The sequence below is a fragment of the Paractinoplanes deccanensis genome (assembly GCF_016862115.1).
In the GTDB taxonomy this organism is placed as follows: domain Bacteria; phylum Actinomycetota; class Actinomycetes; order Mycobacteriales; family Micromonosporaceae; genus Actinoplanes; species Actinoplanes deccanensis.
In genome coordinates, this window is record NZ_BOMI01000084.1 from 48,298 (window position 1) to 74,939 (window position 26,642).

General features: G+C 72.5%; 28 protein-coding genes and 1 pseudogene. 10 read left to right on the forward strand and 19 right to left on the reverse strand.

Annotation, left to right across the window (positions count from 1 at the left end; translation table 11 throughout):
• Positions 1-121: 121 nt before the first annotated feature.
• Positions 122-631, reverse strand: coding sequence for a GNAT family N-acetyltransferase (locus tag Ade02nite_RS22135; RefSeq protein ID WP_203766747.1), 510 nt, complete (start codon positions 629-631; stop codon positions 122-124).
• A gap of 26 nt (positions 632-657) precedes the next feature.
• Here Ade02nite_RS22135 and Ade02nite_RS22140 point away from each other — a divergent pair, with 26 nt between their 5' ends.
• A complete protein-coding gene (locus Ade02nite_RS22140; RefSeq protein WP_203766749.1) occupies positions 658-3,213 on the forward strand; it encodes an ATP-binding protein in 2,556 nt (851 codons plus the stop codon).
• Positions 3,214-3,291: 78 nt separating this feature from the next.
• Here Ade02nite_RS22140 and Ade02nite_RS22145 read toward each other — a convergent pair whose 3' ends face one another.
• The 3 genes from Ade02nite_RS22145 to Ade02nite_RS50340 all read right to left on the reverse strand — a co-directional run bounded on the left by Ade02nite_RS22145 (position 3,292) and on the right by Ade02nite_RS50340 (position 6,127).
• Positions 3,292-4,929 (reverse strand): RecQ family ATP-dependent DNA helicase, encoded by a 1,638-nt coding sequence (locus Ade02nite_RS22145; protein WP_203766756.1) that lies wholly within the window; start codon positions 4,927-4,929, stop codon positions 3,292-3,294.
• Between the two features lie 40 nt (positions 4,930-4,969).
• Positions 4,970-5,911, reverse strand: coding sequence for a TIGR03557 family F420-dependent LLM class oxidoreductase (locus tag Ade02nite_RS22150; protein WP_203766762.1), 942 nt, complete (start codon positions 5,909-5,911; stop codon positions 4,970-4,972).
• An 84-nt stretch (positions 5,912-5,995) separates the two neighbouring features.
• On the reverse strand, positions 5,996-6,127 hold the full coding sequence (locus tag Ade02nite_RS50340; RefSeq protein ID WP_275409936.1) for a hypothetical protein: 132 nt from the start codon (positions 6,125-6,127) through the stop codon (positions 5,996-5,998).
• Positions 6,128-6,238: 111 nt separating this feature from the next.
• Here Ade02nite_RS50340 and Ade02nite_RS22155 point away from each other — a divergent pair, with 111 nt between their 5' ends.
• Positions 6,239-7,798, forward strand: a complete 1,560-nt coding sequence (locus Ade02nite_RS22155) for a glycoside hydrolase family 3 protein (protein WP_203766764.1) — start codon at positions 6,239-6,241, stop codon at positions 7,796-7,798.
• Positions 7,799-7,871: 73 nt separating this feature from the next.
• On the opposite strand, the gene Ade02nite_RS22160 is transcribed toward Ade02nite_RS22155, so the two are convergent.
• Complete coding sequence (locus tag Ade02nite_RS22160) at positions 7,872-9,359, reverse strand: carbon-nitrogen hydrolase family protein (RefSeq protein WP_203766766.1); 1,488 nt, start codon at positions 9,357-9,359, stop codon at positions 7,872-7,874.
• A 165-nt stretch (positions 9,360-9,524) separates the two neighbouring features.
• Between Ade02nite_RS22160 and Ade02nite_RS22165 the strand changes: the two genes are divergently transcribed.
• A complete protein-coding gene (locus Ade02nite_RS22165; RefSeq protein WP_203766768.1) occupies positions 9,525-10,505 on the forward strand; it encodes a hypothetical protein in 981 nt (326 codons plus the stop codon).
• 82 nt (positions 10,506-10,587) lie between these two features.
• A complete protein-coding gene (locus Ade02nite_RS22170) occupies positions 10,588-11,091 on the forward strand; it encodes a hypothetical protein (protein WP_203766770.1) in 504 nt (167 codons plus the stop codon).
• Between the two features lie 47 nt (positions 11,092-11,138).
• On the opposite strand, the gene Ade02nite_RS22175 is transcribed toward Ade02nite_RS22170, so the two are convergent.
• The 5 genes and pseudogenes from Ade02nite_RS22175 to Ade02nite_RS22195 form a co-directional block, all read right to left on the reverse strand.
• Complete coding sequence (locus Ade02nite_RS22175) at positions 11,139-11,825, reverse strand: hypothetical protein (RefSeq protein ID WP_203766772.1); 687 nt, start codon at positions 11,823-11,825, stop codon at positions 11,139-11,141.
• A 91-nt stretch (positions 11,826-11,916) separates the two neighbouring features.
• Positions 11,917-12,324, reverse strand: a complete 408-nt coding sequence (locus Ade02nite_RS22180) for a VOC family protein (protein ID WP_203767007.1) — start codon at positions 12,322-12,324, stop codon at positions 11,917-11,919.
• A 15-nt stretch (positions 12,325-12,339) separates the two neighbouring features.
• A pseudogene (locus Ade02nite_RS22185) lies at positions 12,340-12,798 on the reverse strand (SRPBCC family protein); the annotation flags it as partial.
• Positions 12,795-13,127 carry an ArsR/SmtB family transcription factor gene (locus Ade02nite_RS22190; RefSeq protein ID WP_203766774.1) on the reverse strand — a complete coding sequence of 111 codons (333 nt, stop codon included), beginning with the start codon at positions 13,125-13,127 and terminating at the stop codon, positions 12,795-12,797. The gene Ade02nite_RS22190 and the pseudogene Ade02nite_RS22185, both read right to left, overlap by 4 nt.
• A gap of 36 nt (positions 13,128-13,163) precedes the next feature.
• Positions 13,164-14,276, reverse strand: coding sequence for an FAD-dependent monooxygenase (locus tag Ade02nite_RS22195; RefSeq protein WP_203766776.1), 1,113 nt, complete (start codon positions 14,274-14,276; stop codon positions 13,164-13,166).
• A gap of 25 nt (positions 14,277-14,301) precedes the next feature.
• Here Ade02nite_RS22195 and Ade02nite_RS22200 point away from each other — a divergent pair, with 25 nt between their 5' ends.
• A complete protein-coding gene (locus Ade02nite_RS22200) occupies positions 14,302-15,135 on the forward strand; it encodes an AraC family transcriptional regulator (protein ID WP_239168959.1) in 834 nt (277 codons plus the stop codon).
• Positions 15,128-15,520, forward strand: a complete 393-nt coding sequence (locus Ade02nite_RS22205) for a VOC family protein (RefSeq protein WP_307871224.1) — start codon at positions 15,128-15,130, stop codon at positions 15,518-15,520. The genes Ade02nite_RS22200 and Ade02nite_RS22205 overlap by 8 nt, the downstream gene beginning before the upstream one ends.
• Positions 15,521-15,568: 48 nt before the next feature.
• Here the strand turns inward: Ade02nite_RS22205 and Ade02nite_RS22210 are convergent, their stop codons facing one another.
• The 7 genes from Ade02nite_RS22210 to Ade02nite_RS22240 all read right to left on the reverse strand — a co-directional run bounded on the left by Ade02nite_RS22210 (position 15,569) and on the right by Ade02nite_RS22240 (position 21,968).
• Positions 15,569-15,739 (reverse strand): hypothetical protein, encoded by a 171-nt coding sequence (locus Ade02nite_RS22210; protein WP_203766782.1) that lies wholly within the window; start codon positions 15,737-15,739, stop codon positions 15,569-15,571.
• Between the two features lie 364 nt (positions 15,740-16,103).
• On the reverse strand, positions 16,104-17,057 hold the full coding sequence (locus Ade02nite_RS22215) for a sulfite exporter TauE/SafE family protein (protein ID WP_203766784.1): 954 nt from the start codon (positions 17,055-17,057) through the stop codon (positions 16,104-16,106).
• Positions 17,058-17,159: 102 nt separating this feature from the next.
• Positions 17,160-17,777, reverse strand: coding sequence for a response regulator (locus Ade02nite_RS22220; RefSeq protein ID WP_203766786.1), 618 nt, complete (start codon positions 17,775-17,777; stop codon positions 17,160-17,162).
• Entirely contained in the window at positions 17,774-19,027 is a 1,254-nt protein-coding gene (locus Ade02nite_RS22225) for a sensor histidine kinase (RefSeq protein ID WP_203766788.1), read from the reverse strand. The genes Ade02nite_RS22220 and Ade02nite_RS22225 overlap by 4 nt, the downstream gene beginning before the upstream one ends.
• A gap of 6 nt (positions 19,028-19,033) precedes the next feature.
• Entirely contained in the window at positions 19,034-19,774 is a 741-nt protein-coding gene (locus Ade02nite_RS22230) for an ABC transporter permease (RefSeq protein WP_203766790.1), read from the reverse strand.
• A 5-nt stretch (positions 19,775-19,779) separates the two neighbouring features.
• On the reverse strand, positions 19,780-20,679 hold the full coding sequence (locus Ade02nite_RS22235) for an ABC transporter ATP-binding protein (RefSeq protein ID WP_203766792.1): 900 nt from the start codon (positions 20,677-20,679) through the stop codon (positions 19,780-19,782).
• An 89-nt stretch (positions 20,680-20,768) separates the two neighbouring features.
• Positions 20,769-21,968, reverse strand: coding sequence for a glycosyltransferase (locus tag Ade02nite_RS22240; RefSeq protein ID WP_203766794.1), 1,200 nt, complete (start codon positions 21,966-21,968; stop codon positions 20,769-20,771).
• Positions 21,969-22,077: 109 nt separating this feature from the next.
• On the opposite strand from Ade02nite_RS22240, the gene Ade02nite_RS22245 reads away from it, so the two are divergent.
• Entirely contained in the window at positions 22,078-22,530 is a 453-nt protein-coding gene (locus Ade02nite_RS22245) for an SRPBCC family protein (RefSeq protein ID WP_203766796.1), read from the forward strand.
• On the opposite strand, the gene Ade02nite_RS22250 is transcribed toward Ade02nite_RS22245, so the two are convergent.
• The gene (locus tag Ade02nite_RS22250) at positions 22,527-24,113 is read right to left on the reverse strand and encodes a phytoene desaturase family protein (RefSeq protein WP_203766798.1); all 1,587 of its coding nucleotides are present in this window, start codon (positions 24,111-24,113) and stop codon (positions 22,527-22,529) included. The genes Ade02nite_RS22245 and Ade02nite_RS22250 overlap by 4 nt on opposite strands.
• 62 nt (positions 24,114-24,175) lie before the next feature.
• Between Ade02nite_RS22250 and Ade02nite_RS22255 the strand changes: the two genes are divergently transcribed.
• The 3 genes from Ade02nite_RS22255 (at position 24,176) to Ade02nite_RS22265 (ending at position 25,937) form a co-directional block, all read left to right on the forward strand.
• Positions 24,176-25,204, forward strand: coding sequence for a YihY/virulence factor BrkB family protein (locus tag Ade02nite_RS22255; RefSeq protein WP_203766800.1), 1,029 nt, complete (start codon positions 24,176-24,178; stop codon positions 25,202-25,204).
• Between the two features lie 12 nt (positions 25,205-25,216).
• Complete coding sequence (locus Ade02nite_RS22260) at positions 25,217-25,681, forward strand: SRPBCC family protein (protein ID WP_203766802.1); 465 nt, start codon at positions 25,217-25,219, stop codon at positions 25,679-25,681.
• A gap of 76 nt (positions 25,682-25,757) precedes the next feature.
• Positions 25,758-25,937, forward strand: coding sequence for a hypothetical protein (locus Ade02nite_RS22265; RefSeq protein ID WP_203766804.1), 180 nt, complete (start codon positions 25,758-25,760; stop codon positions 25,935-25,937).
• Between the two features lie 30 nt (positions 25,938-25,967).
• Here Ade02nite_RS22265 and Ade02nite_RS22270 read toward each other — a convergent pair whose 3' ends face one another.
• On the reverse strand, positions 25,968-26,516 hold the full coding sequence (locus Ade02nite_RS22270; protein ID WP_239168960.1) for a hypothetical protein: 549 nt from the start codon (positions 26,514-26,516) through the stop codon (positions 25,968-25,970).
• Between the last annotated feature and the right edge of the window lie 126 nt (positions 26,517-26,642).

A 26,642-nucleotide genomic window follows, 5' to 3' on the forward strand; every position in this document is an offset into this window, starting at 1 on the left:
CGAACGTTCTGTCTCGCCATGCAGAGCGGCACGTGAACCCGTGCGCCGGGACGGAACGTCCCCGCAGGGCAGAAAGAACGTTCGTTCTGCCCTGCGGCACAGACCGGCGGGGCGGCCGCCGTCACCGCGCGCGCAGGTCGATGACGTAGAAGAGCAGCTCCCCCCGCTCGTCCCGCTCGGCGTGGTCGACGTGCATGCCGAGAGCCTCAGCGATACGGCGTGACGCCGCGTTCGCGGGACGGATGCTGGCCCACACACGATGCAGCCCCGCCGAGTGGCATTCGGCCAGCACTGCGCTCGCGGCCTCGGCGGCGTAGCCGCGGCCCCGGTGTGACTTGCCGATCAGGTAGCCGAGCTCCGGTTCGGCGTGGCCGGTGCGTCCCGTCAGCATGCCGCAGTTGCCGATCAAGGTGCCCGTGTCGGCGTCGCGCAGGGCGTACCAGCACAGGCCGTGCTCCTGCTGAGCGCGGGTGCGGTTGCGGATCCACTGCTCGGTCTGGGACGGGTCGGTGAACGGGCCCGAGCCGATGGTGTGGGTCAGCGGGTCGGCGAACAGGCCGTGCAGTTCCTCGGCGTCGTCCATGGTGAAGTGGTGGAGCCGCAGTCTCTGCGTGGTCAGGGAAGCACGCATGGGGAACATGCTGGCACACTGGCGACATGTTCGGGCGGCTGGTCGGCGAGCACCGGCGGCGTCTCGGCCTGACCCAGGAGGAGCTGGCCGCGCGCACCGGGGTCAGCGTGCGCACGATCCGCGAGATGGAGGCGGATCGGCGGCGGGCGCCGCGGGCCGCCTCGGTGCGGTTGCTCGCCGACGCGTTCTCCTTGCAGGGGGCGCAGCGGGAGACGTTCCTCCTGGCGGCAAGCGCAGCGAGCGCGGCAAGCGCAGCGAGCGCGGCAACCGGAGCGAGCGCGGCAACCGGAGCGAACGCGGCAACCGAAGCGGCAGGCGAAGCGAGCGCAACGGCGACCGCCGCGGCGGGGAGCGCCGCGCCGCCGGTTCCGGCGCAGCTTCCGGCCGATGTCGCGGGCTTCACCGGGCGCGCCGCGGAGCTGGCCCGGCTCGACGACATGCTGACCACCGGCGGCGTCACGGCGATCATCTGCGCGGTGGCGGGCACCGCGGGGGTGGGCAAGACCGCTTTGGCCGTACGGTGGGGACACCGCGCCCGGGAGCGTTTCCCCGACGGTCAGCTCTATGTGGACCTGCGCGGCTACGACCCGGGACGCCCGGTGGAGCCCGGCGACGCGCTCGCCCGCATGCTTGCCTCGCTCGGGGTGCCGCCCGCCGAGATCCCGCTCGAGGTGGACGAGCAGGGCGCGCGCTATCGCACCCTGCTGGCCCGCCGCCGCATGCTCGTGGTGCTCGACAACGCCGGCTCGGTCGAGCAGGTGCGCCCGCTGCTGCCCGGCGCCGGGGACTGCGTCACGCTGGTGACCAGCCGGGACAGCCTGGCGGGGCTGGTCGCGCGCGAGGGCGCGTACCGCCTGGATCTCGATCTTTTGCCGGTGGCGGACGCGACCGCGCTGCTGCGCCGGCTGATCGGGGCGCGGGTCGACGACGAGCCGGAGGCGGCCGCGGCCTTGATCGAGCAGTGTGCGCGGCTGCCGCTGGCGTTGCGGGTCGCCGCCGAGCTGGCCGCGAGCCGGCCGGGCAGCGCGCTGGCGGAGCTGGTCGCCGAGCTGGCCGACCAGCGGCAGCGGCTCGGGCTGCTCGACCCGGGCGGTGATCAGCGGTCGGCGGTCGGGGCCGTGTTCTCGTGGTCGCTGCGCTCGCTGCCGTCCGCCTCGGCGCGGACGTTTCGCCTGCTGGGCCTGCATCCGGGTCCGGACTTCGACGCGTACGCGGCGGCCGCGCTCGCCGGTCTCGACCTGCCGGCGGCCCGGCGCGCGCTTCGTGATCTCACTCGGGCGCATCTGGCCTCTCCGGCCGGCGAGGGCCGTTTCGCGATGCATGACCTGCTGAGGGCGTACGCGGCCGGCCTCGTCACGGAGTCCGGCGACGACCCGGACGCGGCGTGGCACCGGCTGCTCGACCACTACCTGGCGACCGCGGTGACCGCGGCGAACGTGCTCTACCCCGAGGAGGCCGCCCGGCACCCGCACGTCGCGCGGCCGGACACGCCCGCGCCCGATCTGACCGATCCCGGCGCCGCCCGTGATTGGCTCGACGCCGAGCGGGCCTGCCTGGTGGCCGTGGCCGCGCGCGGCGGGCCGCGGTGCTCGGTGCCGCTGGCCTCGGCGCTGTTCCGCTACCTGCTGGGCGGCCATTATCCGGAGGCGCTCGCCGTCCACGGCCACGCGCGGGCCGACGCCCGGGCGGCCGGCGACCCGGCCGGGGAGGCTTCGGCGCTGCTCGGCTCCGGCACCGTGCACAGCCGGCTGTGCCGGCACCGGGAGGCGACCGCCGACCTGACCGCCGCGCTGCAGCTTTTCGAGCGGCTCGGCGACGCCGTCGGGATGGGCCGCACGCTGGGCAACCTCGGCGCGGTGGAGCAGCGGTCCGGCCGGTACGCGCAGGCCGTCGCCTTCCACGAGCGGGCGAGGGCGACCTTCCGGCGCGCCGGTGACCTGGTGGGCGAGGCGCGGGCGGTGAACAACCTCGGCGAGATCGAGTCGCGACTCGGCCACTATCCGGCCGCGGCGCAGTGGCACCGCGAGGCGCTGGCGCTGCACGAGCGCACCGGGGACCGGACCGGCCTGGCCGCCGCGCTGACCAATCTCGGCGAGATCGAGGAGAAGCTGGGCAACTTCGCCGTGGCCGCGCGGCATCAGCTGCGGGCGCTGGACCTGTTCCGCGCGCTCGGCCACCGGTCGGGCGAGGCGTGGACGCTGGACGGCATCGGCGTGGCGTACACGGGCCTGGGCCGTCCGCACGATGCCACCTCCTCCCACGAGTCCGCCCTGGAGTTGTTCCGCGAGATCGGCGAGCGGGACGGCGAGGCGTCCGCGCTGAACGGCCTCGGCGAGGCCGCCCGTGCCGCGGGCCGTCCCGCCGAGGCCGTCGCCCAGCACACGGCCGCCCTGACCGTCGCCGCGGAGGCCGACGCCCCGGACCAGCTGGCCCGCGCCCATCTGGGCCTGGGCCGCTCGTGGCGCGACCTGGGCCGCCCCGAACCGGCCCGCTCGCACCTGCGCCAGGCGCTGGACAACTACACCGTGCTGGGCGGTCCCGAGGCCGACGACGTCCGTGAAGCCCTGGCCGCCCTGCGCTGACATCGACGTGCTCCCAGTCAACGGGGAAAGGGCGCGCCTCACCAGAACGACAACCGGCCGTTCACCGGCAGCTTCGGCCTATTGGGCGGTGAGCAGCTCGTTCTCGACGACGACCGGGACCGAGAGGGTCTTGTAGCCGACCTCGTCGAACAGCACGGTGACGCGGTCCTGCTCGTAGCCCATCACCATGCCGGCGCCCCATTCCGGGTGGCGGACCTTGCTGTGCACGGCGAACGGCTCGTCGCCGGACGCGGACTCCACTTCCTCGGCGGAGCCCTCGGCGCAGTTGTCGCAGTGCCCGCACGGCTTGGCGAGCTCCTCGCCGAAATACGCGAGCAGGGTCTGCGTACGGCATGCCCGGGTCTCGGCGAAGCCGCGCATCATGTCCGTGCGCGACCGGTCGAGCACCTGCTGCCGCTCGTGGGCCTTGACCGCGGCCGACGCGGCGGCGGCCGGCAGCGGGGCGAAGACGGGCACGGTGACCCGGTTGCCGCGGCCGCTCACGACCGCGCCCACCTCTTCGAGCAGGGCCAGGTAGGCGGAGAGCTTGCGCGGGCCCAGGCCGGTCTTCTCCTTGAGCTCGGCCTTCGTGGCCGGGCCGGACCGGACGGCCGCGGCCAGCTCGCGGAGCTCGACCTCGTCGGGGGCGCCGCCGGTGAAGAAGCGCTGGATCGCCTCGTCCTCGGCGCGCCACAGGAGCAGGGCCTGCGCCGGCTCGTCGTCGCGGCCCGCGCGGCCGATCTCCTGGAAGTAGCTGTCCGGCGAGTCGGGCAGGGCCATGTGCGCGACCCAGCGGATGTTGGGCTTGTCGATGCCCATGCCGAACGCCGACGTGGCGACCATGATGTCGACCTTGTCGTCGGTGAAGTCCTCGTGCTTCTGCTCGCGGGCGCCCGCGGCCATGCCACCGTGATAGAACTCGGCGGGGTATCCGGCGTCCGTGAGGCGGGCGGCGAGCTCCTCGGCGGAGCGCCGCGTCGGGACGTAGATGATGCCGGGGCGCTCGGCCGCGTCGAGCAGCGACGTGAGCCTGCGCCAGCGGTAGTCCTCGTCGGGACAGTAGGCGGCCTCGAGGAACAGGTTGCGCCGGTCCAGGCCCGAGACGTGCACCTCGGGCTTGTTGAGGTGCAGCCGTTCGATGATGTCCTCGCGGACCGGCGGCGACGCCGTCGCGGTCAGGGCCAGCACGGGCGGCCGGCCGATGCCCTTGATCAGGTCGCCGAGCGCCAGGAACTCGGGCCGGAAGTCGTGGCCCCACGCCGAGATGCAGTGCGCCTCGTCGACGGCGACCAGGCCGGGCTTGAGCGCGCGCACCTCGGCCATCCGCTCCGGGTCGCTGAGCTGCTCGGGCGTGATGAAGAGGAACTCGGCCTCGCCGGCGGCGACCGCGGCGATGGCGGCGCGCTGCTGGGCGGGGGTCTCGGCCGAGCTGACCCGCACCGCGCGGATCTTCGGGTCGTCGCGCTCGTTGAGGGCGGCGATCTGGTCCTGCTGCAGGGCCAGCAGCGGCGAGATCACCACTGTGGGCCCGGGCAGCAGGACCGCCGGGATCTGGTAGATCGCCGACTTGCCGGCGCCGGTGGGCAGCACGACCAGGGCGTCGCGGCGCCGCAGCACGGCGCGCATCGGCTTGAACTGGCCCGGGCGCAGGGAGGACCACCCGAAGTGCTTGCGGGCGACCTTGCGCAGACGTGGTCCGTAGACGGGGATCTTCATCGAGCGGCCATTGTGCCCCGGTGCCCGCGAACGCAAACGCCTACAGGATCTCCTTGGCGTACATGTCGAGCAGTCCCTGGTAATGCGGGCCGGTGTTGGCCACGTACACCTCGTCGAAACCCGCCTGGCGGTACTTGTCGATCATCTCGCGGTGGGCCTGCGGGTCGTTGCCGCAGACGAAGCTCTCCTTGACCATGTCCTGGGTGACGAGCTGCGACGCCTGCTCGAAGTGCTTCGGCGTCGGCAGCACCTGGGACAGCTCGCCGGGCACGCCCGCGTTCGGCCATTTCTCGTACGCGAGGCGCGCGCCCTCCTCCTCGGTGGCGGCGAAGGCGCCCTTGAACCCGCCCTGCACGACCTTGTCGCCGCCGCCCGCCTTGCGGAACCGCGCGACGAGGTCGCCGTCGGGCATCACGCTGACGTAGCCGTCGCCGAGACGGCCGGCCGTCTCGACCGCCTTGGGGCCGAACCCGGAGATGTGGATCTCGACGGGCTTGTCGGGCAGCGTGTAGATGCGCGCGTTCTCCACTGTGTAGTGCTTGCCGTGGTGGGAGTAGTTGCCGCCCTGCCAGAGGCCCCGCATGATCTCGATCGACTCTTCGAGCATCTCCAGGCGTACGTCGAGCTCGGGCCACGCGTCGCCGAAGATGTGCTCGTTGAGCGCCTCGCCGGTGCCCACCCCGAGCCGGAACTTGCCCCCGGTCAGCACGGCGCTCGTGGCGGCGGCCTGAGCGATCACGGCGGGATGGACCCGTACGGTCGGGCAGGTCACCGCCGTGGTGATCTCGAGGCTCGGCGCGGCCTGGCTGATCGCGCCGATCATCGACCAGACGAAGGCACTCTGTCCCTGGGCGTCCACCCACGGGTGGTAGTGGTCCGAGATCCACAGGCCCTGGAAGCCGGCGCGCTCGGCGCCGCGGGCCTGCTCGATCAGCTCGGCGGGCGAGTATTCCTCGCAGGACAGGAAGTATCCGATGCGCATATCCAGCTCTGCCTTCAGTCCGGTCAAGGGCGGCGGGTGGGGCGGTCGGATGGGTACCCCTAAATCATGCCGCCGAACATGCGGCTATTTCTTGCCGCCGAACATGCGGCGGATCGCCCACAGCAGGAGCAGCGCGGCCAGGGCGACCCCGAGCAGGCGGACGGCGTGCACCTCGGACCAGTCGACGCCCGAGGCGGCGAGGGGATGGGTAGTCACGGCCGCCAGCTTAACGACCGGCAACTAATAGGAAGGTTTGTTGACTAAATCGTGCTCCGATGTGACTATGGGACCCGCATGGGACCAGGTCACCGGAACAACGGGGGACAAATGCCGGAATTTGGCGAATTGCCGGAGCTAGCCGCGACGGTGCTCCAGCCGGGGTTCGTCGGCATCAGCGCGCCCGACTGGGTGCGGCGCTGGCTGGGCGAGGGCCTCGGCGGCGTGGCGCTCTTCGCCCGCAACGTCGAGTCGCCCGCCCAGGTCGCGGCCCTCACCGCGCAGCTGCGCGCCGAGCGGCCCGACGTGCTGGTGGCCATCGACGAGGAGGCCGGCGACGTCACCCGCTTCGAGTCGCGGCTGGGCAGCTCCCGACCCGGCAACCTGGCGCTCGGCGCCATCGACGACCCGGCGCTGACCGAGGCGGTCGCCCGCGACCTCGGCAACGACCTGGCCAACGCCGGCATCACCCTCGACTACGCGCCCGACGCCGACGTCAACAGCAACCCCGGCAACCCGGTGATCGGCGTGCGCGCGTTCGGCGCCGAGCCGCAGCTGGTCGCCCGCCACTCGGCCGCCTTCGTCCGCGGCCTTCAAGCGGCCGGCGTCGCCGCGTGCGCCAAGCACTTCCCCGGCCACGGCGACACCAGCGTCGACTCCCACCTCGCCCTGCCGCTCATCGACCGCGACCGGCAGCAGCTGGCCGAGTGCGAGCTCGTGCCCTTTCGGGCCGCCGTCGAGGCCGGCATCCAGGTCGTGATGACCGGGCACCTGCTCGTGCCCGCGTACGACCCGGAGATCCCCGCGACGCTCAGCCGCCGCATCATCACCGGCCTGCTCCGCGAGGAGCTCGGCTTCGGCGGCCTGATCGTCACCGACGCCATCGAGATGCGCGGGGTGAGCGGCAAGTACGGCCTGGCCGGCGCCGCCGTGCGCGCCCTCGCGGCCGGCGTGGACGCGATCTGCGTCGGCGGCGAGCACGCCGACGAGCGGACCGCCACCGAGCTGCGGGATGCCATCGTCGACGCCGTACGTTCCGGCCAGCTGCCCGAGGAGCGGCTGCGCGACGCCGCGGCCCGGGTCCGCCGGCTCGGCGCGTGGACCACCCACACCCAGACCCTGACCGGCGCGCGGGCCATCGCCGACGCGTCCGCCGAGCCCGAGGTGGCCGTGCTCGCCGCCGGCTCCCAGGTCGGCTTCGAGGCGGCACGCCGCGCCGCCCGGGTCACCGTCGCCGAGGGCGCCACCGCCCTGCCGATCACCGGCCCGGCGTACGTGGTGGAGTTCGCCCCGCCGCGCAACATCGCCATCGGCCCGGAGACGCCGTGGGGCCTGAGCACGCCCCTCGGCGAGCTGCTGCCCGGCACCGAGACCGTCCGCCTCACCGAGGGCGAGGCCACCCCCGCCGCCGTCCTGGAGGCCGCCGGCGACCGCCCGCTCGTGCTGGTGGTCCGCGACCTGCACCGCCACCCCTGGCAGGCCGAGGCGCTGACCGAGGTCCTCGCCACCCGCCCCGACACGATCGTCGTCGAGATGGGCCTGCCCGTGACGGTGCTCGGCGCCGTCCACATCGCCACCTACGGCGCCACCCGAGCCTGCGGCCAGGCCGCCGCCGAGCTGATCGCCGGCACCGTGGTCCCCGCCCCCGAGCCGCAGCCCGTGGCCGCCTGAGACCGGCCCGGACGCCGGCACCCGGATCGGGGGAGCCGGCCACCGGCGTCCGGGCCCGCGAGCCCCACGCGTCTCACCAGCGCCGGGCCTCCTCCTCACCCGCGGGGCCGCCACACCCGCGGGGGACGGCGAACGAGGCGACCCCGGCGGCGTCACCCGACGTGTGCTTGATTTCCGTGGTGACCGCCCACGTCTCGCCGGGCCCCCGGCTCAACGGCTTCATCACCAGTGCGGTGCCCACCTCTTCCGGCCCGGACGGCGCTCCCCCGTTCAGCCACTTCACCGCTTGGCTGTTCGCCACGATGCTGACCGAGCCCACGGCGTGAGCGAACTGCACGGCCGCCTGCTCCTGCCAGCGGTGGCGGGCCACGGGCGGCGCGAAGACGGGGACGAACAGGTGGGTCGGCCCGACCGTCGACAGATCGGCGCCGATCGAGACGACCCGGCCCAGGTCCTCGCAGATCAGAACGGCGAACCGCCCGGCCCACGCGTCCACCACGTGCCGGTCGCGCGTGTCCCGCTTCCATTCGGCCCGCGGCCCCGGCTCGAGCCCGGCCAGCTGCCAGTCCTCGATCTGCCGCTGCGTCAGCGTGAACGGCTCGCATTTGTCCTGATACCAGACCTCCTCGCCGCTGTCGCGATGCAGCAGCACCGCGCGGTTCGGCGGCGGGTCCTGGGCGGAGCCGCCGGTGAGCGGGCCGGTGCCGACCAGGAGCCACTGCAGCCGGCTCTCCGGCGGCCGCCGGTGCGCGTGCAGCAGTTCCCGCCACCCGGCGAGCAGATCGTCGGTGAGCGCCAGCTCGGGGAGAAGGCCGATGTGCGCGCCGGACCGGTCCAGGTTGGCGAGGACCAGCCGGCACCGCTCCTTCCAGTGCCGATCCCAGTTCTGGCCACGGCGGGGCGAGCCGTCGCGCAGCTGTATCGAATACCACCGGTCGGCCCGGTCGATGCGCTTAAGTCGAAGCTCGTCGAGATGATCGATGAAGGGAACGCAGCCCACCGTGATCTCTTCTCCGCCGATCGCCGCGTCGCGGATCTCCTGGGCGAAGTCGAGCTCCGGGCCGGCGACCCGGAAATGAATGTGATCGGGCATTCGCTCGACCCACATCAGCGCTTCCAGATATCCGGAAAGATCGTCCGGCACGGGCTGCGGCCTGGTCGGATACGTACGGCGCGGCAGCACGTATCCCCATGATTCGTCGCCGTAATAGAACCCCGAGCGGCGGAAGGCCCGGCGGTAGCGGCCGAGCCGGCCGTGCCCGTGCGCGCCGCCGTGCGGGTCGATGCTGTGCAAGGCCCAGTCGATCGCCCTGAGCAGGATGAAAGCCTTCCGCGGATGGCTCATGGCATCGGCGAACTGCGGCACGGTCACGACGCCGGAGTCGCGTATCGAGGCGGCGAGCCGCTGCGTGGCGCCCTCGACCTCGTCGCTCCCCCGCCACTCGGACATGTCCAGGCGCCCCATCCGGCCGAGGTTGCGCGAATAGTGGCGGAACAATTTCGCGAAGATCTCCGCGGGATCGAGATCTTCGGAGACAGCCGTGATCGACAAATCCGACATGACAATTCACCCGGCTTAAGATCGCAAAACGCTTTTGCCAATACTCGTTATGCTGCAAGCCGTATCGAACAGAAGGAACCGTACGCGCGGTCAGCTTCCGGACAGTCCGTTCGGTTACTTGACATCGACTTGATAAGGCTCGACATTGAAGGCAGGAGGTGCGAGATGAGTGCAGAGATCTGGGGCCCCGGGCCGACGGCGCAGCTGCTCCGTGAGATGACCACCGTCCCCCGCGCGACGACGCGCCGATCCCCCCTCGAGCAAGAGGTCGCCCAGCTCAGAGACGTGCTGGACGCCCACGACGGCACCGATTCGCTCAGCGATCTCGACCGCGACTGGTTCGCCGAGGCCGCGCTGATCCTCGTCGACGCGGTCATCGCTCGCGACAAGTCCGCGCTCACCGCGCTCGACGGCGTCGTCCGCGAGGTGCACGCGGCCGTCGTGCACAAGCGGCGGTCCGGTCCCGGCCCCGAGACGGCCCGGCTGCAGTCCTGCGAGGACTGGAGCCGCCTCACCGCCAACTACGTCCGGTCGGCGCTCGACCGGGTGTCGCCGGCCGCCGCGGCCGTGCAGGCCCGCGGCACGGCGCGGGAGCAGTTCCTCCACATCGTGGCGGCCCAGCCGGGCATCAACAGCCGCACCATCTGCGCCCTGATCAACAACACCGGCCCGGTCACGTCGGCGTCCCGCCCGTCCTCGAAACCGATGGACGAAGGACAGCTCAGCAAGATCGGAGCGGCCCTGCGGGCCGAAGGCTACGTGTTCGCCGAACGAGGCGCCCGAGGTCTGTCCTGGCGGCTGACCCCGCGTGGCGAGGACCTGCTCGACCACTTGAGACAGCCGGCCGAGCCGCCCGGCCCCCGCCGCAACGACATGCTCGTCACCACCCGGCACGTCTCGGACAACGCCGTGATCAAGCTGGTCCGCGAGGAGACGCCGCCGATGATCTCCTTCGTGCGCTCCCGCGACATAGTGCGCTACCGCGACACCGGCCAGGCGGACGCCGACCAGCCGGAGGCACTCCCGTTGCACTCGGTCATCAAGGACCTGACCGACGGTGACCACTACCCGGACGCCCAGGTGCCGCCCCACTTCACCGTCGGGGAACGCGTCTACGTCTGCACCGCCCACTCGAACATCACCTGAGGCCGGGTCTCCTCGCGTCGCGCCCCCGCAAGTGGGGTATAAGAGCATCTGCCACTGACCGCCGCACGTGAGGAATGCACCTGTGAGTGACGAGCCGCTGTACTCGATGCTGGGCTTCACCGACCCCGAATGGGGGCTGCTGGTCGGCCTGCCGCAGTCGGTGCTCACCGCGGCGAGCGCCGCGTCGCCGGACAGCACGCGCAAGACGCGGCAGGAGAGCGCCGCCGGGCTCGACGTCATCTCGGACGCGCGCGCCTCGGCCAGCCCGCTCGTGGCCGCGGTGGCCGGCGCGATCGTCTCGCGGGTCGGCGACCCGGACCTCGGCGAGGAGCCCCCGGTCATCGAGCCCGGCGACCCCATCGCCTACGCCGAGGACGTGCTGGGCCGCGCCGCCGAGGCGAACGCCCTGCTCACCGCCAAGGCCGACCAGGCCGACGCCGAGACCTACAAGCACTGGCTCGTCGAGATCGCCGAGAGCGTGGTCGGCGCCGCCTCCACCGGCGGCGTCCTCGGCATCGGCGGCGAGACCGTCACCGACAACGAGCGCGCCTTCCGCGACGACCTCGCCAAGGCCCTCGCCGACTGACTCCCCCGCCCGCGGCCGGCTCGCCCACCCCGGGCCGGCCGGCGGGCTCAGATCGTGGCTGGGAAGGCCGCCCCGTCGTTGAGCTGGTCGATCAGCGTCAGCACGGCCTGCCGCCCGCCGTTGGCGTCCAGCCACCGCTGCACCCGGCACGCGGCCCTGGAGTAGACCTGCTCGTCGGCGCTCGCGGCGCTGAGCCATGCCGGCAACGTCTCGGGCAACGCCCCCTCGAACGGGACACGGCAGTGCTCGCCGAGGTAGCGCGGGTCCGCGGAGACCACCACGGCGAGCCCTTCGTCGAACCACTGCGGCACGTCCCCGTCGAGCCGCCGATGCAGCTCCACATGCGCCATCTCATGCGAGGCGATCACCGCGTCGGCCCCGCGCGGCGACAGCAGGACGGCCCGGTTCAGCACGGCGACGCCCTTCTCGCCGCCGCCCCCGATCCGCCGGTAGCACTCGTCGGTGAAGCAGGCGATGACCCGCGGCGCCGACTGCCGCCCGCCGTAGAACGCCTCGATCCGCCGGCGCGCGTCCCCCGCGAGCCCGGCAAGCCGCTCCCGCTGCGCGCCGGTGAGCCCCCGCTCGCCGTAGACGCCCTCGCCCACGCGCGTCATCCCGTAGCAGCCGGGACAGGCCGCGGCCGCCACCGACGGATACGCCAGGACCAGGACACCGACGGCGAGCAGCACGACGGCAACCCCGCCCAGCAGTCCCCACCGAAGCCGCTTGCCCACCCGGCGATCCTAGAACGAGCCATCGACGTCCGTAGACTGAACGACGTGCCCGACAGCCACCGGGAGCTCGAGCTCGCCAAGGAGCCGCTGGCTAGGCGCGGCTGGAGATCTGCTGGACCGACCAGGCGTTGCCGTCCGGGTCGGTGAAGAAGACGAAACCCACGTTGTCGAGGGGGTGGGGTACGGGGCGCGGGTTCTCGCCCAGGATCTGGACCTCGCTGCACTCGACGCCGCGTTCGGTGAGTTCGGCGTGTGCCTTGTGGATGTCGGGGACGACCAGCTGGAGGCCTTTCAGCGAGCCGGGCGGCATGGCGGGCACGGCGCCCTTGCCGATGACCACCGAGCAGCCGGAGCCGGGCGGGGTCAGCTGGATGATGCGGACGTCGTCGCCGAGGCTGGTGTCGTGGTCGACGTGGAAGCCGAGCCGGTCGGCGTAGAACTCCTTGGCGCGGTCCAGGTCGGTGACGGGCACGACGACGACTTCGAGGGTCCAGTTCATTGTTGTCCTCCGCAGGAGCAGGCGGTCGAGGCGTTCGTATCCTTCGCCGGCGCCGCGGGCCATGGGATAGCTGAGCACGCGGTCGCGGGCTTCCGGTGTGGCGTAGCGGATGGTGGTCACCAGTTCGGTGCCGGCGCCGTGGGCGCGGAAGTCGTGGCTGATCAGGGTGTCGCCGGGGTAGGACTGGTCGTCGAAGCGCTCGGTGCAGAGCAGGCGGTGCGGCGGGTCGACGACGCGGTAGACGCCGCGCTGGGTCATCCGGGCGCCGTCCGGTCCCTCGCTGACGAACTTCCACGCGCCGCCGGGGCGCAGGTCGACCTCGCATTCGATCAGGTGCCAGCCGCGCGCGCCGTACCAGCGGACCAGCAGCTCGGGGCGGGTCCAGGCGGCGAAGACCCGGCCGGGCGGGGCCGCGAACCGGCGGGTCAGCACGATGTCGCGGTCGCCGGGCGTCGCGACGTGCAGGCCGGTCACGGGTGGTCCTCGTCGAAGGAGGCGAGGACCTCGTCGAGGCGCTGGTACGACTCCTCCCAGTAGTCGCGGTAGTCGGCCAGCCAGTCGACCGCCGTCTTGAGGGGCTGCGCGGCCAGCCGGCACGGCGCCCGGCGGCTGCCCGGGTCGCGGGTGACCAGGCCGGCCCGTTCGAGCACTTTGAGGTGTTTGGTGATGGCCGGCTGGGTCATGGCGAACGGCTCGGCCAGCTGCGTGACCGTCGCCTCGCCCTGGGCCAGCCTGGCCAGGATGGCGCGCCGCGTGGGGTCGGCCAGCGCGGCGAAGGTGGCGTCCAGGCTCATCGTGTTCATAACCGATTGGTAATGTAAATCGGCCGGTGCGCAACGTCAAGCGGGCGGCCGCCAGCTGAAGACCGGGTCCATCTGGCGCAGCACCAGGTTGGGGCCGAGCCGTCCGGCCAGCGCCATCCCCGCGTTGCGCAGCGCGGCGGCCGGGCCCCGCAGCGCCGCCATCCGGCCGATGCGGCGCGAGGCCGCCGCGATGGTCGCGGTCCGGGGTGACCTTTCCCGGGTGTACGCGGGCAGGTCGCCCGCGTGCGCCGCCAGCACCACCGCGTCCTCGACGGCCTGGCAGGCGCCCTGTCCGAGGTTGGGGGTCATGGCGTGGGCCGCGTCGCCGAGCAGGGCCACGCGGCCCGCGTGGAAGCGGGGCGGCCGCCGATCGAGGCAGCGGATGTCCGTACGGATGATCTCGCCGGCCGCCGCGATCAGCGACGGGATCGGCTCGTGCCAGCCGCCGAACCAGCGCAGCAGCTCCGCACGCTCGTCCTCGGCCCGCTCCCCCGGCGGGGACGGCGCGGTCGCGTAGCAGTAGACCCGGTCGTCGCCGAGGTTGACCACGCCGACCACGGCACCGTCGCCCCACGTCTCAGACATCTCCAGGGCGCCGGGCGGCCGCGGCACCACGAAACGCCAGCTCGTCACGCCCGTGTAGACGGGACCCGGCGTCTCGGGGAACAGCTTCCGGCGTACGGCCGATTGAAGCCCGTCGGCCGCGACCACGAGATCACCCGTGAGGGGACCGCCGGGCGTGACCACCGTGCCCGTCGCCGGGTCGACGTCCGACACCGCGAGGCCGAGGCGCAGGTCCGCGTCGCCGAGCGCGCCCGCGAGCAGGGTGATCAGCTCGGCCCGGTGCACGACGATCGTCGGCAGGCCGTAGCGGGCCTCGGCGGCGGCCGCGTCGGTGCGCGAGATCCACCGGCCGTCGGGACGCTGGATGCCGGCCGTGCCCTGCAGCGCGGCGAGCGAGCGCACCCGGTCGCCGAGGCCGAGGACGTCGAGCGCGCGCAGGCCGTTCGGGGCGATGGCGAGCCCGGCGCCGACGTTCTCGAGCGCGGGGGCACGCTCGGCGACCGTGACCGTCCAGCCCCGTCTCTGAAGGGCCACGGCGGCGGACAGGCCGCCCACTCCGGCTCCGATCACAATGGCATTCGGCATGGCCGCATCGTGTCATGCTCGGGAGGTGTCCGCCGTCGACGAGTACGCGCGCTGCCGGCCCTCCGCCCGGCTGCGGCCCTACGTCGCGTTCTACACGGGCTATCGTCAGCGCGGGCTCGCCCCGGCGCTGCACCGGGGGCTGCCCTCGCCGCACCTGACCCTGATCTTCACGATCGACGATCCGCTGGTCGTCGAGGCGCACCCCGATCCGCGGCAGCGGCCGGGCAGCTACGACGCGCTGATCGGCGGGCTGCATCTCGGGCCCGCGCTGATCAGTCATCCGGGGCGGCAGTCGGGCGTGCAGGTGGCGCTGTCGCCGCTGGGGTGCCGGGCGCTGCTCGGCCTGCCGGCGGGCGAGTTGTCGTGCCTGGACCTGCCCGCCGACGCGGTGCTCCCCTCGTCCGCCGAGATCAGGGAGCGGATCGGCACGGCGCGGTCCTGGCCGGAGCGGTTCGCGGCGGTCGACCGGGTGCTGCGGCGGAGCGTGACCGGGCCCGGCGTCGCGCCCGCGCTCGCGTACGCCTGGGCACGCCTGACCCGCGCAGACGTGAGCGTGGCGGCGGTCGCCGCGGAGGTCGGGTGGAGCGGGCGTCATCTGACCGACCGGTTCCGCGCCGAGTTCGGCCTGCGCCCCAAGGAGGCGGCCCGGGTGGCGCGCTTCGACCGGGCGCGCCAGGCCCTGCGCCCCACCGCCCGGCTCGCCGATCTCGCCGCCGCCTGCGGTTACGCCGATCAATCCCATCTCGTACGGGAGTTCCGCGCGCTCGCCGGCTGCACGCCCTCGCGGTTGCTCGCGGACGACTTCGGTTTTGTCCAAGCCATGGCGCAGTGGGCCGCGCACGATGAGCCGTATGACTGAACCTCGACCTCAGGTGTGGCCGACGCTGGCGGCCACCGACGCGCGCGCCCTGATCAGCTTCCTCGTCGACGCGTTCGGCTTCACCGAGACCGCCGTCATGGGCGAGGGCGACTTCGTGGCCCACGCCGAGCTGGCCTGGCCGCTGGGCGGCGGCATCATGCTCGGCTCCGTCAAGCAGGACGGCGTCTGGCGGCTGCGGCCCGGCTCGTTCGGCTGCTACGTGGTCGCCGACGACATCGACGCCCTGCACGAGCGGGCGGTCAAGGCCGGCGCCGAGATCGTCAAGCCGCCCTTCCGGACCGACTACGGCTCGTACGACTTCGCCGCGCGCGACCCGGAGGGCAACCTCTGGTCGTTCGGCACCTACCGCGGGGCGCCGGTCTAGGCCACGGGGCCGAAGGCGGGCCGCCACCCGCCTTGGCCCGGCCCCGGTTCAGTGCCGGAGCACGTGCACCTCCGTCGTCGTCGAGGCGGTGTTCGACTTCTTCACCGCGAACACATCGCGGTTCGCCGCGACCTCGAACTCGAAGGTGTCGTCCGTCTCGTGGAGGGCGGTGCCGGTCTGCAGGACGAACTCCTTGTAGTCGATCGCCGCGCTCAGCACGTGGACTTCGGTGCTGTTGGCCGTCCGCCCAGTCGGCTCCGTAACGGAAACGATTCTTCCCCATCGACGAAGAATGGTCACGCGGTCGCCAGGAGTCGCGGGCCGGCAGTGAGAAGACCTCCGGCGAGGCGGACGTGGCAACAGTCCACCCGGACCGGAGGTCTTCATGGCCCATCCAGAGACCTTTCTCGATCAAGGTCTGGTTGGTACTGGTGGAGATAGACCTGTTCCGGTGAGGTGGCCGGCGATCAGACGGGTGCGGTATTGCACGCACACCGATCAGCAGAGCCGGCACACCCCTGCCAAGACGATCAGCCGCAAGCGTCACGGTGGATCAGCGCCAGCCCGCCGACCCGGAGGGTGTCTAGACGGCGGCGGTCGGGCTCTTCTCGTCGGGGCGGTCGTCGGTGGCGACGATCGCCTCGGCCTCGGCGATGATGGCCTCGTCCTCGTGGCGGTGCTTGCGGTACTGGGCGAACGAGTAGGCGATCGCGGCGGCCCAGACGACGTAGATGACGGCGTAGAACGCGTAGCGGACGCCGTCGGAGGCGTCGATCCAGTCGCTGCGCAGCAGGGTGCGCGTGTTGGTCAGGATGATCACGCCGCCGACCAGGGAGCCGAGGACGCGCGGCGGGATGTGGCGCACCAGCCAGGCGGCGATCGGCGCCGCGATCACGCCGCCGAGCAGGAGCGCGAGGACCCAGGTGTAGTTGATGTTCTCGTTGCCGATGCCGACGATGAAGCCGATGCTGGCGGCCACCGCGACGAGGAACTCGCTGGTGTCGATCGAGCCGATGGTCTTGCGCGGCTCGAGCCGGCCGCTGGCCAGGATCGCGGGCGTGCCGACCGGGCCCCAGCCGCCGCCGCCGGTGGAGTCGACGAAGCCGGCGACGATGCCGAGCGGGGCGAGGAACCGCTTGCGCAGCGGCTTGCCGAGGCGGCCCTTGGGCAGGCCCTGCGTGGTGAAGCGGATGAAGACGTACAGGCCGAGCGCCAGCAGGATGATCGACATCAGCGGCGCCGCGGTCTCGGTCGACAGGCTCGACAGGAACGTCGCGCCCGCGAAGGCGCCGACCGCGCCGGGCACGCCGATCTTGAGGACGACCTTCCAGTCGACGTTGCCGAACTTCCAGTGGGAGACGCCCGACACGAGCGTGGTGCCGATCTCGGCGAGGTGAACGGTGGCCGACGCGGCGGCCGGGTTGGTGCCGATCGCGAGGAGCAGCGTGGTGGACGTGACGCCGTAGGCCATGCCCAGGCTGCCGTCGACCAGCTGGGCGCCCAGGCCTACCAGGGCCAGGAGCAGGAGTTTGCGCATGCCCTACCGCCGTTCTCCCAGATATCCCACATTCTAAGTTGGTTTTGTGAGAATAGGGAACGCAGCGTGCCCGGGGCAAGTCCTCCCAGTGGCCGGGACGCGTCAGAGGAGGCCGCGCTCGAAGGCCGCCGCCACAGCGGCCGCCCTGTCCCGTACACCCAATTTCGCGTACGCGTGCAGCAGGTGGGTCTTGACCGTCGCCTCGCTGATGAACAGGCGGCCGGCGGCCTCGCGGTTGGAATGGCCCTGCGAGATCAGCTTGAGCACCTCGAGCTCGCGCTGGCTCAGCGGCTCCTTCGCCGGCGAGCGCAGCGTGCCCATGAGCCGGCCCGCCACCGCCGGGGACAGCACCGACTCGCCACGGTGCGCCGCCTCGACCGCGCGGAACAGCTCCTCGCGCGGCGTGTCCTTCAGCAGGTAGCCCGTGGCGCCCGCCTTGATCGCCGGGAGGACGTCACTGTCGGTGTCGTACGTCGTGAGGACCAGCACCCGGGCCCGCGACCCCTGGCCGGCCAGCGCGCGGATCGTGCTCACCCCGTCCATCACCGGCATGCGCAGGTCGAGCAGGACCACGTCCGGGTCGACGGCGCCGGCGACCGCGAGCGCCTCCTTGCCGTTGCCGGCCTCGCCGAGCACGGCGAAGCGGTCGTCGCCGGCGAACATGCCACGCAGGCCGTCCCGGACGACGGGGTGATCGTCGACGATGAGCAGGCGGATCACGCGGCGGCTCCGGAGAAGAGAGCGGGGACACAGGCGGACAGCGCCGTACCGGCGCCCGGCTCGGACTCGACCTCGAGGGTGCCGGCGATCCGGCGCAGCCGCTCGCGCATCGCGACCAGGCCGTATCCGCCCTTCTCGCCGCTGGTGCGCGGGGCGGACGGGTCGAAGCCGGCGCCGTCGTCGTGCACGTCCAGGGTGACCACGTCCTCCATGTAGGACAGCGTGAGCGTCACCCGCCGCGCGCCGGCGTGCCGGCCGACGTTGGCCAGCGCCTCCTGAGCGGTGCGCAGCAGCACCGTCTCGATCTCGGGCAGCAGCGGCCGGGCCGGCCCCGTGGTGACCAGCTCGGCGCCGACCCCGTGCAGGCGGGACCACTCGGTCACCGCCTCGCCGATCGCCTCGGGCAGGCCCGCCGCGTCGAGGCTGTGCGGGCGCAACGCGTGCACCGACCGGCGGGCCTCGGTGAGGCTGTCGCGAGCGAGCTTCTTGGCGGCCTCGAGATGGCGGTGCAGGTCGCCGCCGGGCGAGCTGGCCGCCTCGAGCTGGGTGACGATGCCGGTGAGGCCCTGCGCCAGCACGTCGTGGATCTCGCCCGCCATGCGCTGCCGCTCGTCGAGCTTGCCGGCCTCGCGGGCCTGCACCATGAGCTGGGCGTGCAGGCCCTCGTTCTCCTTGAGCGCCGCGGCGAGCTTGGCGTTGGCCTCGGCCAGCTCGTCGATGACCTGCCGCTGCCGCGCGTAGCGCTCGTCCGCCCGGGCGGTCACCTTGATCATCAGGCCGGAGACGCCGATGTTGATGGCGAGCAGCACGATGATGACCGGCCACACGCCCGGCTCGTCGAGGACGTAGAACCCGCCCGCCTGGGAGAGACCGGTGGGGATCGCGACCAGCACGCCGCCCACGATCTGCCACGGGCCGCGCAACGCGTACGCCGTGAAGAGGTAGCCGGTCCAGGCGAAGAACCCGAACAGCGGGCTGCACCAGACCAACACGAAGATCAGGACGACCAGCCCGCCGAAGAAGACGGCCATCTTGCCGCGGTCCTGCTCCCACTCCGGGTGCAGGGTGATCCACCAGAACAGCCAGCCGGCGGCCACGGCCAGCACGGCGCCGATGAGCGGCCAGGCCTGGTGCGGCACGCCGGCCAGGTCGCCCAGCGCGATCAGGCCGACCGAGCAGACCAGGGCGATGTACGGCACCACCGTGATCAGCCGGTCGCTCTTCCGGCCCGCCGCCATGACCGTCACCATGCCTCCTCAGGACCAGCGGAACCAGCGGACCGCGAGGAACCCGAACACCGCCACGTATCCCACCAGAACCGTAGCGGAGACGGCGTTCGGCCAATGTCCCGTCATCGCGTCGTTCAGCGCCCGCTCGGCGGCGCCCAGCGGCGTGAAGTCGGCGACGTTGCGCAGCGCCTCCGGCATCACCTCGCGCGGCGTCCAGAGGCCGGCGAAGAACATCAGCGGGAAGAAGAGCAGCGTGCCCACCGAGTTGCCGGCCTTGCCGGTCGGCACCAGCGCGGCGACGACCAGGCCGATCGCCAGCACCCCGGCGGCGCCGAGCAGGAAGGCCACCACGAAGCCGGCGAACTGCGCGGCCAGCGGCACGTCGAAGACGATCCGGCCGACCGCGAGCACCAGCGCCGTCGCCGCGGCGGCGGCGAGCAGGTTCATCACCAGCTGCGCGCCGAGCAGCTTGAGCGGCGAGACCGGGGTGGTGGCGAAGCGGCGCAGCACCCCGCGCTCCCGGTAGGTGGCCAGCACCGCCGGGGCGATCTGGATGGCCACCATGGCGAGGGTCAGCACCACCGCGATGCCGACGTAGAGGTCGATGACCCGGCGGCCGTCCAGGCTCTCCTGCGGCTCGCGGAACGCCGGGACGCAGCCGAGGATCACCACCAGCAGCGTCGGGAAGATCAGGACGAAGAAGGCGGACATCGGCTCGCGCAGGAAGAGCCGCAGCTCGGTCAGGGTCAGCTTGGCGAAGACGCTCATGGTGGTCACTCCCCCGAGTGGGACCGGCCGGTCAGCCGCACGAACGCGTCGTCCAGGCTGGCCTGCTCGATGCGCAGGTCGTTGGCGATGATCTGGTTGACGGCGAGCACCGACGTGACGGCGTGCAGCAGGTTGCCGGAGCCGGTCACCTCGATCTGGGAGCCGTGCCGGCGGGCGTGGTGCACCTCCGGCCGCGCCTCGAGCAGGGCCAGGTCCACCTCCGCGGACGGGCGGAAGCGGATCTTCTGCTCGGTGGAGGTCTCGGCGATCAGCCCGGCCGGCGTGTCCAGCGCGACGACCGCCCCGTGGTCGATCACCGCGAGCCGGTCGCAGAGCCGCTCGGCCTCCTCCATGAAGTGCGTGACCAGCAGGATCGTCACCCCCCGATCACGTACGGCCTCGATGAGACCCCACGTGTCGCGACGAGCCTGCGGATCGAGCCCGGTGGTGAGCTCGTCCAGGACGGCGATCTCCGGATTGCCGACGAGCGCCAGCGCGATGGACAGCCGCTGCTTCTGGCCGCCGGACATCTTGGCGTAGCGGGTGGCGAGCGGCACGTCCAGGTCGCGGGCGAGCGCCTGCCAGTCGGCCGGCTCCGGATAGAAGGAGCTGAAGAGCTCGAGCGCCTCGCGGCCGCTCAGCTTGTCGGGCAGCCGGCTCTCCTGGAGCTGGACGCCGACCAGGCTGCGCAGCGCGGTGTCGTGCGGCGGGCGGCCGAGCACGCCGATCGTGCCGCCGTCGGGCGTGCGCAGACCGGCGATGCACTCGACCGTGGTGGTCTTGCCGGCGCCGTTCGGACCGAGGATGCCGAAGATCTCGCCACGCTCGACCGAGAACGAGACGTCCCGCACCGCGACGGTGTCCCCGTACGCCTTTCGCAGGTTGTGGACCTCGATGACTGTCATGCATCGAGCGTCACAGCCGCACCGGGGGTCCCGAATCGACCAGCGAGCGAGACGTCCCATCCACCAACCGGTGGATGGGACCCTAATCCCTAAGCCACGGTCGCCTCGGTGGTGCTGGTGGTGCCGCGGCGCAGCCCGGTCACCGCGGAGTAGACGGAGCCGATCTGGGCGGCCACCCGCCGCCACGAGTACGCCTGGCGGGCACGGTCGAGCGCGGCCGTCCCGTACGCGAATCGCCGCACCTTGTCGTTGACCAGCCGGCGCAGCGCGCCGCCGAGCGCACGCGGGTCGCGCGGCGGCACCAGGTCGCCGGTGAGCCCGTCGACCACGGTCTCGGTCAGCCCGCCCACGGTGGTGCCGATGACCGGGACGCCGCAGGCCATGGCCTCCAGCGCGGACGGCTCGAACTGCTCCTGCCAGGGGGCCGCCACCAGCAGGTCGGCGGAGCGGTACCAGCGCGGCATGTCGCGCGCCGGCACCCGGCCGACCAGCTTGAACCGGTCGGCGACCTGGAGCCTCTCGGCGAGCGCGCGCAGCTTGACCGCGCCCTCGTCGGCCTTGAGCTGGTCGGCCGGCGGGCCGCCGACGACGACCACCTCGGCGCCGGGCACGTAGCGCATCGCCTGGACGACGTCGCCGAAGCCCTTGCGCTCGACGAGCTTGCCGACCGAGAGGATGCGGGGCCGTTCGGGGTCGCGTTCGACCGCCGGGCCGTCGGGGCTGAACCGGACGCTGTCGACGCCGGCCGGCACGACGGTCAGCCGCGACCGGGGCACGCCGATGCGCACCAGGCCGCTCACCTCGTCCTGCGACTGCGCGACGACCCGGTCCACGGCGCGGCCGAGGGCACGCTCGTAGCCGGAGCGCGACGGCTTGCCCGACTTGTCGACCGACGGCAGGCCCAGCTCGTGGAAGGACTGCACCACCGGGATGCCGAAGCCCCGGGCCGCGGTGACGGCCGCCAGGCCGCTGGTCCAGAAGTGGGCGTGGGCGACGTCGGGCTGCCAGTCGCCGGTGCGCCACTCGTGCTCGAGCAGCCGGGCGAACTCGCCCATGTGCGGCAGCAGCAGGTCGGGCGGTACGAAGGTCGCCGGCCCCGCGGCGACGTGCACGACCCGGATGCCGCTGGGCAGCAGCACGACGTCGTCGGTGGCCGGGTCGTCGCGACGGGTGTAGACGCGGACCTCGTGACCCAGCTCGGCCAGGGCCGCGGAGAGATCGGCGACATGGGTGTGCTGGCCGCCGTCCCCCAGGGGGCTGGCGTGCTCGGAAATCATGGCGATGCGCACGTGGTCCCTCCGGTCGGGCAGGTCGTTCGCGAGGAGACCTTGCCCTACGGCAACATCCGTAAACCTGACCTATCCGTTACGAGCTGTTCCCGCAGGGTATGTCCTTGCCGTGGCTATCGTGCAGCGTACCGTCCAGGCCCCGCCCGATCGCGTCTTCGCCGTCCTCGCCGACGGCTGGACCTACAGCGACTGGGTGGTCGGCACCGTGCACATCCGAGACGTCGACGAGAGCTGGCCCCGGGTCGGCTCCCACCTCCACCACAAGGCGGGCCCCTGGCCCCTGTCGCTCCACGACTCCTCCGAGGTCCTCGTCGTCGAGCAGGACCGGCGGCTCCGGCTCAACGCCGGCCTCTGGCCCCTCGGCGAGGCCGTCGTCGACATCAAGCTCGAGCCGGCACCGGGCGGCGCGACGAAGGTGACGATCGAGGAGGACTTCGAACGGGGCCCGTTGCGCGCGGTGCGCAACAAGCTCAACGACCTGCTGCTGCACCGCCGCAACATCGAGACCCTGCGCCGGCTGGCCGACATCGCCGAGCGCGACTCGAGCCGCTCCCGGCCCTAGGCCCGCCCGTAGACCGCCCGGTGCCCCGTGTTGATCACCGAGCGGTAGAGGTCACCCAGCACGGCCCGGTCGCGGGCCAGCGCGGCGCGCGCCGCGTTGGCCCCGGGCGCGCCGTGCACGCCGCCGCCCGGGTGGGCCGACGAGCTCGCCATGAAGAGCCGGTCCACCGGGGTGTCGGCCCGGCCCAGCGACGGGATCGGGCGCAGGAAGAGCTGCTGGAACGCGGCCGCCGTGCCGCCGCCGAGCGCCCCGCCGACCAGCGACGGGTTCTCCCGCTGCATGTCCGCGGGCGAGTAGACGTTGCGCCCCACGACCTGGCTGCGGAAGCCCGGCGCGTGCGCCTCGACGACCGCCTCCATCCGGTCGACGTGCGCGGCGATCTCGTCGGGCTCCCAGTGGTCACGGTGCGGCAGGTGCGTGTACGACCAGAGCGACTCGGTGCCCTCCGGCGAGTGGCCCGGGTCGGCCGTGGTCATCTGGCCCAGCAGCAGGAACGGCTCGGACGGCACCTCGTTCGTGGCGAGCCGCGCGGAGTAGCGGGTCAGGCCGTTGAGGTCGGCGCCGAGGTGCACCGTGCCGGAGCCGGCCGCGGCCGGGTTCTTCCAGGGCATCTTCGTGCGCACGGCCCAGTCGACCTTGACCGTGGCGCCGTCCCAGCGGAAGTGCGCGAGATCCTCCACGAGCCGGGCGGGCAGCCAGCGCTTACCCACCAGGTCGAGGTAGAGCGCCGGCGCGGGAACGTCGGCGACAACCGCCCGTTGCGCGCGGAAGGTGCGCCCGTCCGCGGTTCGCACCCCCATCGCGCGGCCGCGCGCGATCAGCACTCGTTCGACGGGAGCCTCGTAGATGATCGTTCCGCCGCGTGCCCGGAGGCGCGCGACGAGGGCGTCGGTGATCCGTTGAGCGCCTCCGGCCGGCACCGGCCAGCCGTGCTCCTGGCCGAGCATCGCGAGCAGCCACCCGTACACGCCGCCGCCCGCCTCCTCCGGCGACAGGTCGGTGTGCAGCGCGCAGCCGGCCAGCAGCAGGGTCGCGCCCTCGCCCCGGAACAGCTCCGAGCCCAGCTCGCGCACCGACAGCACCAGCCGGCGCGCCAGCCGCAGGGCCTCCACACTGCCCAGCCGGCGCAGCAGCTTCGCGCCGCCGCGCACCGGCGGGAACGGGGTGAGGATGGTGTCGAGCATCGGGCCCGAGACACCCTTCCAGTCGTCGTACGCGTTCTTCCAGCGCTCGCCGTCGCCGGGCGCGAACCGCTCGACCGACTCCATCGTCCGGGCGACATCGGTGTTGAGCGTGGCGGCGCGCCCGTCGGGCAGCAGGTGGGTGAGCACGTCCGGCGATCGCGTCCACTCCAGGTCGAGGTCGAGCCCCGCGAGGACCGGCGACGCGTAGCCGAGCGGATAGAACGAGCTGAACAGGTCGCTGAGGTAGCCGGGCGCGGTCACGAACCCGGACCGCACCGCGCCGCCCGGCTGCGGGGTGGCCTCGAGCACCACCACCGACCACCCGGCGTCGGCGAGCAGGTTGGCGGCGACCAGGCCGTTGTGGCCCGCGCCGACGACGATCGCGTCTGAGGTCTCCATCGACTTCGTCGTACCCTTCCCGCGGCGTTTGTCACACAACGCGCTCGGGTAGCACCGGGAACGTGGCTGAGCCGACGCTCGATCGGGAATCCGAGGCGCACGCCGCGGACGTTACGCCCCGCCCGCTTCCCCGCAAGTTGCGCCAGCTCAGCCTGCGAAGCTGGCGCTCCATCGCCTGGCGCAGCATCGTCGGCTACGTCGAGGACGACTGCTCCGACTTCGCCGCCGCGATGACCTACCAGACCTTCATGGCGCTGATCCCGTCGCTGGTGGTCATCGTCGCGCTGATCAACCTGGTGACCGACGGCTCGACGGTGCTCCAGGCGACCGTGAGCATCCTGCGCGACCTCGGCGTCGGCTCGGTCGTCGACAACGACAGCCTGATCTCGGTGGTGCAGGCGCTGCTCGTGCAGCAGTCGTCGGCCAAGGTGCTGTTCGGCTTCGGCCTGGTCCTCGCGGTCTGGTCGGCGTCCGGTTACGTGGGCACGTTCACCCGCGCCTCCAACCGCATCTACGGCGTCCAGGAGGGCCGGGTCTGGTGGCAGCTGGAGCTGCTGCAACTGGCCCTCGCCGCGGTCGCCCTGGTGCTGCTCGCCGCGATCGGCGCCGGCCTGGTGATCAGCGGCCCGCTGGTGGACGCCGTCGGCAACGCCCTGAACGCCGGCGAGACCACCCGGCTGGTCTGGTCCGCGGGCCGCTGGCCGGTGCTCGTGGTGATCGCGATGGTGGTGCTGTCGCTGCTGTTCTGGATCGCGCCGAACGTCCGGCAGCCGCGCTTCCGCTGGCTGACGGTGGGCGGCGCGGTCGCGCTGGCGTCGTGGTCCCTCGCGTCGTTCGGATTCGGTCTGTACGTGGCCAACTTCGGCTCCTACAACCGGACGTACGGCAGTCTCGGCGCGATCGTCGCGTTCCTGGTCTGGATCTACCTGTCGAACACCGCGCTGCTGCTCGGCGTGCAGGTCAACGCGGAGGTGCTGCGCCAGCGCCTGCGCCAGGCCGGCGACGAAGATCCGCAAACTCCCCTCGCACCGCGTTTAGCCCACTCCGAGCCGGGCACGTCTTCAGCAGAGCAAGGCGGGGAAACATCATGAGGAGGAGACACCGTGAGTACGGTTACCGAGTCCGTTGACGTCAACGTGCCCGTGCGAGCCGCTTACAACCAGTGGACCCAGTTCGAGGAGTTCCCCCGGTTCATGGAGGGCGTGAACGAGATCCGTCAGCTCGACGCGACTCACACGCACTGGAAGACCGAGATCGCCGGCGTGAAGCGCGAGTTCGACGCCGAGATCACCGAGCAGCTGCCGGACGAGCGGGTGGCCTGGAAGTCGATCGAGGGTGAGAAGCAGGCCGGCGTGGTCACCTTCCACCGGCTCGACGACACGCACACCCGGGTCACGGTCCAGATGGACTTCGACCCGCAGGGCCTGGTCGAGAACGCCGGCGACAAGCTCGGCATCGTCGACCGCCGCGTGAAGGGCGACCTCAAGCGGTTCAAGGAGTACATCGAGAACCGCGGCGGCGTCGAGACCGGCGCCTGGCGGGGGCAGATCGACCGCCCCGGCGCCTGATCGCCGCATGTGACATGGGAAACGGCCGCCTCGCGCGGCCGTTTCCGCGTGTCCGGGTTGGGGGTACGTTGCGGCCATGACGCATCCGAACGACGACGGCGTGTGGCGCGACGAGGACAAGCTGCCCCTCGAGGAGCTCGACAAGGCGATGGCCTCGTGGGACACCGACGGCCAGAACGACCCGTCCGACAACGACACGGGCAACGAGGCCACCGACGACCACCCGAGCACCACGCCGCACACCGGCCCCAACTAGAGCCTCCGGCCACCACGCCGGCGGGCTCGTTCAGCCCGCCGGCCTCCCGGATTCGGTGCCGTTTCGCCGTACCGTCAGAAAGCCGATGCCCTCGCGGGCTCGCAGCGCGTAACGATGCCGGGCCGTCGTCCAGATCGCGGGGCCGAGATACGTGCCGGCGGGCAGCGCCTCCGCCACCGTCCACGGCGTGGTCGCCGAGCCCGCGCCCCGGTCGAGCCCGACCCGCAGCGGCGTGTCCTGCGGCGCCGTCACCGACAGCGTCCCGACCGCGCCGCGCAGGGTCACCGGCACGGTGCCCACCGGCCGCGGCAGGCGCAGCTCCACCAGCCCCGACGCGCCCAGCTCGACCCGGGTGATCCGGCCCCGGACCAGGTCAAGCTGCTGCTCCCCCGCCCCCTCGGGCAGCCGGATCCCCCACCGCACGTCCCGGTTGAGCACGATGCGCACCTCGTGCGGCCCGTCCGTCCCGGTGGGCCGCAGCTCCGCCCGGATCGACGGGCCCGCGACGGCGACGTGCGGCTCCAGCCCCGCCCCCGGCGGCGTGCTGATCCGATAGAGCATCCCCGGCAGACTCGCCATGATCACTTGTACGCGCGAGGCCGCGTCCACCACGGTCAACGTCGCCTGGGTACGCCCCTGGAGCGCTCCCACCGCCACCCGGCCGGGCGCCTGCGAGGCGATCGTGGGCTTTTGACAACCGCCGGC

Bases quoted from the DNA above. Each gene is read 5' to 3' on its own strand.
- Ade02nite_RS22135 (WP_203766747.1), bottom strand. From the start codon at position 631: ATGCGTGCTTCCCTGACCACGCAGAGACTGCGGCTCCACCACTTCACC.
- Ade02nite_RS22140 (WP_203766749.1), top strand. From the start codon at position 658: ATGTTCGGGCGGCTGGTCGGCGAGCACCGGCGGCGTCTCGGCCTGACC.
- Ade02nite_RS22145 (WP_203766756.1), bottom strand. From the start codon at position 4,929: ATGAAGATCCCCGTCTACGGACCACGTCTGCGCAAGGTCGCCCGCAAG.
- Ade02nite_RS22150 (WP_203766762.1), bottom strand. From the start codon at position 5,911: ATGCGCATCGGATACTTCCTGTCCTGCGAGGAATACTCGCCCGCCGAG.
- Ade02nite_RS22155 (WP_203766764.1), top strand. From the start codon at position 6,239: ATGCCGGAATTTGGCGAATTGCCGGAGCTAGCCGCGACGGTGCTCCAG.
- Ade02nite_RS22160 (WP_203766766.1), bottom strand. From the start codon at position 9,359: ATGTCGGATTTGTCGATCACGGCTGTCTCCGAAGATCTCGATCCCGCG.
- Ade02nite_RS22165 (WP_203766768.1), top strand. From the start codon at position 9,525: ATGAGTGCAGAGATCTGGGGCCCCGGGCCGACGGCGCAGCTGCTCCGT.
- Ade02nite_RS22180 (WP_203767007.1), bottom strand. From the start codon at position 12,324: ATGAACTGGACCCTCGAAGTCGTCGTCGTGCCCGTCACCGACCTGGAC.
- Ade02nite_RS22190 (WP_203766774.1), bottom strand. From the start codon at position 13,127: ATGAACACGATGAGCCTGGACGCCACCTTCGCCGCGCTGGCCGACCCC.
- Ade02nite_RS22195 (WP_203766776.1), bottom strand. From the start codon at position 14,276: ATGCCGAATGCCATTGTGATCGGAGCCGGAGTGGGCGGCCTGTCCGCC.
- Ade02nite_RS22205 (WP_307871224.1), top strand. From the start codon at position 15,128: ATGACTGAACCTCGACCTCAGGTGTGGCCGACGCTGGCGGCCACCGAC.
- Ade02nite_RS22215 (WP_203766784.1), bottom strand. From the start codon at position 17,057: ATGCGCAAACTCCTGCTCCTGGCCCTGGTAGGCCTGGGCGCCCAGCTG.
- Ade02nite_RS22225 (WP_203766788.1), bottom strand. From the start codon at position 19,027: ATGGTGACGGTCATGGCGGCGGGCCGGAAGAGCGACCGGCTGATCACG.
- Ade02nite_RS22230 (WP_203766790.1), bottom strand. From the start codon at position 19,774: ATGAGCGTCTTCGCCAAGCTGACCCTGACCGAGCTGCGGCTCTTCCTG.
- Ade02nite_RS22235 (WP_203766792.1), bottom strand. From the start codon at position 20,679: ATGACAGTCATCGAGGTCCACAACCTGCGAAAGGCGTACGGGGACACC.
- Ade02nite_RS22250 (WP_203766798.1), bottom strand. From the start codon at position 24,113: ATGGAGACCTCAGACGCGATCGTCGTCGGCGCGGGCCACAACGGCCTG.
- Ade02nite_RS22265 (WP_203766804.1), top strand. From the start codon at position 25,758: ATGACGCATCCGAACGACGACGGCGTGTGGCGCGACGAGGACAAGCTG.
- Ade02nite_RS22270 (WP_239168960.1), bottom strand. From the start codon at position 26,516: ATGGCGAGTCTGCCGGGGATGCTCTATCGGATCAGCACGCCGCCGGGG.